Annotated in this window: 4 protein-coding genes; all 4 read right to left on the bottom strand. The window is 64.1% G+C overall.

The window, feature by feature from the left end; all coding sequences use genetic code 11:
- Window positions 1-274 precede the first annotated feature (274 nt).
- Window positions 275-1,045, bottom strand: a complete 771-nt coding sequence (locus ACR2MZ_RS11070; protein ID WP_434005096.1) for a YsnF/AvaK domain-containing protein — start codon at window positions 1,043-1,045, stop codon at window positions 275-277.
- Between the two features lies 1 nt (window position 1,046).
- Window positions 1,047-1,589 carry a DUF2382 domain-containing protein gene (locus ACR2MZ_RS11075; RefSeq protein ID WP_434005097.1) on the bottom strand — a complete coding sequence of 181 codons (543 nt, stop codon included), beginning with the start codon at window positions 1,587-1,589 and terminating at the stop codon, window positions 1,047-1,049.
- Window positions 1,579-2,031, bottom strand: coding sequence for a YsnF/AvaK domain-containing protein (locus ACR2MZ_RS11080; protein ID WP_434005098.1), 453 nt, complete (start codon window positions 2,029-2,031; stop codon window positions 1,579-1,581). The genes ACR2MZ_RS11075 and ACR2MZ_RS11080 overlap by 11 nt, the downstream gene beginning before the upstream one ends.
- 73 nt (window positions 2,032-2,104) lie before the next feature.
- On the bottom strand, window positions 2,105-2,902 hold the full coding sequence (locus ACR2MZ_RS11085) for a mechanosensitive ion channel family protein (protein ID WP_434005099.1): 798 nt from the start codon (window positions 2,900-2,902) through the stop codon (window positions 2,105-2,107).
- Between the last annotated feature and the right edge of the window lie 583 nt (window positions 2,903-3,485).

Raw genomic sequence — 3,485 nt, forward strand, 5'->3', positions numbered from 1 at the left:
ACAACTACGAGCGTGCCCACACCGGACGACGAAGCGCCGGCAAGACGCCGGCAGAGTCGATCTATGGTGCTAGGAAGATGCGCCCCCGATGAGGTCCACCTGTCGCGTTATCTCGGAAGCTGTTCAGCCTAAGAGCTAGGAGCGAATTGGCTCCCGCTTGAGCATTACTGAATCTCCGCCTGTATGGCCTTCCGGAGCCGGCTCGCGCTCGCGCGGCCAACCGCTCTGAGCATGCGGGGCCGGACCTGAGTCCGGCCCCCCGCGAAAGCGATGATCACAGGTTCTTTTTCTTGTCGCGAATTCCGGGCGAGCCCTCGGTGTCGATGCGAGCTTCTTCCCGCTTCACATCCCCCTCAACTCGCTCGGTTCCCTGCACCTCCTGCTTACCCAGGGAGACCTCCTCCCGCACTTTGGCCTGCTTTTCGACTTGGACCTGCTCCTCGCTGACCGGGACCGAAATCGTCTCGTCCTTGCCGATCTCGCCGCCCTCGGCGGGCCGTCCGCCCCCCGGCGTCCTCTCGACGAAGACCTCTTCCCGCGTTACTGGGACGTCCATCTGCCGACGCTCGGTCACGACGTCCTTGCCCAGCCGTACTTCACCAGTTTGGACTCGCTGCTTGCGCGCCTGCAGCTCCTCCTCACGCAGTTGCATCGAACGCCGCTCCAGCCCCGACGGTGGCCTCACGTAGCCCTCCCTGGATGCATCGCCCGTCGGGTGCCCGCTGCCTGACCGGGTGGTGGAACGGTCCAGACCGTAGTGCTGGTAGAGCCTGTCCTCATCCTCGGTCGACAGCTCACCAGAAGCCTCCACGTTGGGCGCGTCCTTTATCTGACTCTTGGTGTAAGGAACGCGCAGCTGGTCTCCCTCGGAGGTTGCGTTGGCGACTGGCACGAACGTCTCGCTGGTTCCGAGCAAGCCGGTCTTGACCAAGACCCACTCGGGCGCCCCTGTGTCGGTGTCTTCGTAGAGCTGCGAGACGGTGCCGATCTTCTCACCCTCGCTGTCCACAAGAGTCTTCCCGTGGTAGTCCTCGTACTGATGCATCTCAATCCTCCTTGAATTGATCGAGCTCGGCTGAGCTACCGCTCACCGGTCCCTGGGTTTCCAGGCGCGGCTCTTCCCGCCGCACCTCTTCAGCAATGCGCCGGTGGCCCCGGTAGCGAAGCCGGCGAACCACGACTTCCTCTCGGACCACCAGCCGGGTGGTGATGACCGGCTCCTCTTCGAGGAGCGGCAATCGGTCTATCTCTTCCTCGGGCTCAGAGTCCCAGATGACCCCGCCCGCCTCCGCCGACGTAGGTTCGCTCGGCAGCTTACTCGGCGCTACGGTCTGCTCGCTCGGCTCAACGGGATCTCCGTCGGGTCCGCGCCGGTACACTTCCACGACTTCTCGCCGCACCGGGACCTGCACCGCCCGCATCTCGGTCACGACGTGCTTGCGAACGATCACCTCGCCCCTGCTCACGGCATTGGTTCGAGGCACCAACTCCTCTTCCAGGAACGACAACGTCTCCAGCTCACCACCGGCCTCGCGACGGGCCGGTTCAACCCAGCCGGCGGTTGGAATCTTGTCTGCCCTAGGTGCCATGGCGGCTTCCTGGCTCATCCACAGCGCTTGCATCCACGCCGTGGCGCTCGATGCGGGCGGCCTCGCGCCGCACCTCACCTTCAACGTGCTCGGTGTCGCCGATCTGGCGCTTGCCCAGCCCGACCTCCTCGCGCACTTCAGCACGCTTCTCGACACTGACCTCCTCGGCCCACAGGGTGACGCGAAACTCGCCCTCTTCAATCTGGGCATCGGGCGCTGGGGCTGGCTCAGGCAGTCGTTGTCGTTCCACGAACACCTCTTCCCGAACAACCGGCACTTCGATCTCTCGCCGCTCTGTCACCACCTCCTTGCGCAGCGTGACTTCGCCGATCTGGACTCGCTGCTTGCGCGCCTGCAGCTCCTCCTCGCGAAGCTCAATGGACTGCTTCTCCTCGGCGGCGGAGGGCTTACCTGCTGTTGAGTCAGGTTTGTCTACAGCCAATGCCTTTCCTGCCTCTTCAGGCCGGCCGCCAACGTCGATCCAACACGGCGCGTTTGTCGTCGCCTCGCCACGCTTAGGACTCGACCGGCCTGGCCCGCTGGGCCCCTGCCTGCGACTGGGGCGGCGGCGGGCTGCTCGAAGCCGAAGCCGACTGCGCCGCCTGCTCCAGGCGGGATGCCGCGCCCTGACTCTTCAGGTACCAGCGCCGCCACATCTCGCCCGCGACCTCACGGCCGCCGAGCCCGAAGGCCAGCGCCACCGCCAGGGCAATGGCGCCGACGATCGCCATGAACAGCGTGTTCACGATCGTCGCCGCAACTCCGATCTGATCCACGGCGATGATTGCGGCGAAGCCGATGACCGCGTACTGCGCCACGGAGGCAAGTAAATTCGGGCTTTCGAAACCGGCTTCCGAGGCTGCTCCCCGCACGATGCCAGCCAGCAGCTTTCCGACCAGGGTCCCGATCAGCAGCACCACCAGCGCCACTGCCAGGTTGGGAATGAAGAAGATCAGGCGGTTGATCAGATCGCTGATGGCTGTGAGGTGCACCGCCTGGGCGGCGGCCTCCAGGAAGATGAGCCGGATGAACCACTTGGCCAGCTCACCCATCACCTTCGAGGCAGTCCAGCCTCGGGCGCCGCTGCGGGAGATGAAGTTGGTCACGCCGGTCCGCTCGGCAGCTGTCTCGAAGCCCACCTTCTGGAGGACGGTGGTCACCAGGCGGCCCACAATCCCCGCGATGATCCAGCCGATGATCAGGATCAGGAGTGCCCCGATCAGAGCCGGGATGAACGAGAGCAGCGTGATCAGGGCGGCAGTGATCGAGACCACAACTCCCTCGAAGAAATTCGAAACGCTGGGAACTACCAACTACTTACCCTCCAAAGCCAACTGCGAATGTTCTCTTGCCTCGATCAGGTGGATGCAGGTTGTTCAGCGAATCCACCAGGCTTCCCCCAAGAAGATGCAGCTAGGGCGCGAAAGGTTTCAGCTCCCTAAACATGGGTGACTCACCCACTTCAGGCTGCTGTCATCTCGGCCGCCGCCATCGCCTCTGGATCCGGGTGCGGGAGTCGGCGGGCGTCCCTATGGCCCGGATCACGGCCAGCACCCGGTCGCGAAGGTCTTGGCTGGGCGGCTCTACCATTTCCATCAGTACATGCCGCAACATCTCCCGGAATGCGCCTTCATGGATCATCCCCGCTTCGCTCGGTTCCGGTTTCAGCCCGGCCGGTGGGTCGAGAACAATCTCCTCGCCAGTGCGGCACCGGCGAGAGAGGTTAGTGTCCGGGCACGTGGTGTACGAGGGCGCGCGTAGTCCCTTGAAAAAGGCGATGACCACCGCGTCATCCTTTCAGGAAGCTCTACCAACCTGATTGGAGGAACACGATGGTCAACTCAAGTATGGACGTCCAGGCCTGGCTGCGCCAGCAGCTGAGCGAGGCCGAGCCGG

It is taken from the genome of Candidatus Dormiibacter sp. (assembly GCF_050999135.1).
In the GTDB taxonomy this organism is placed as follows: domain Bacteria; phylum Chloroflexota; class Dormibacteria; order Dormibacterales; family Dormibacteraceae; genus Dormiibacter; species Dormiibacter spiritus.

Bases quoted from the DNA above. Each gene is read 5' to 3' on its own strand.
- ACR2MZ_RS11070 (WP_434005096.1), bottom strand. From the start codon at position 1,045: ATGCATCAGTACGAGGACTACCACGGGAAGACTCTTGTGGACAGCGAG.
- ACR2MZ_RS11075 (WP_434005097.1), bottom strand. From the start codon at position 1,589: ATGGCACCTAGGGCAGACAAGATTCCAACCGCCGGCTGGGTTGAACCG.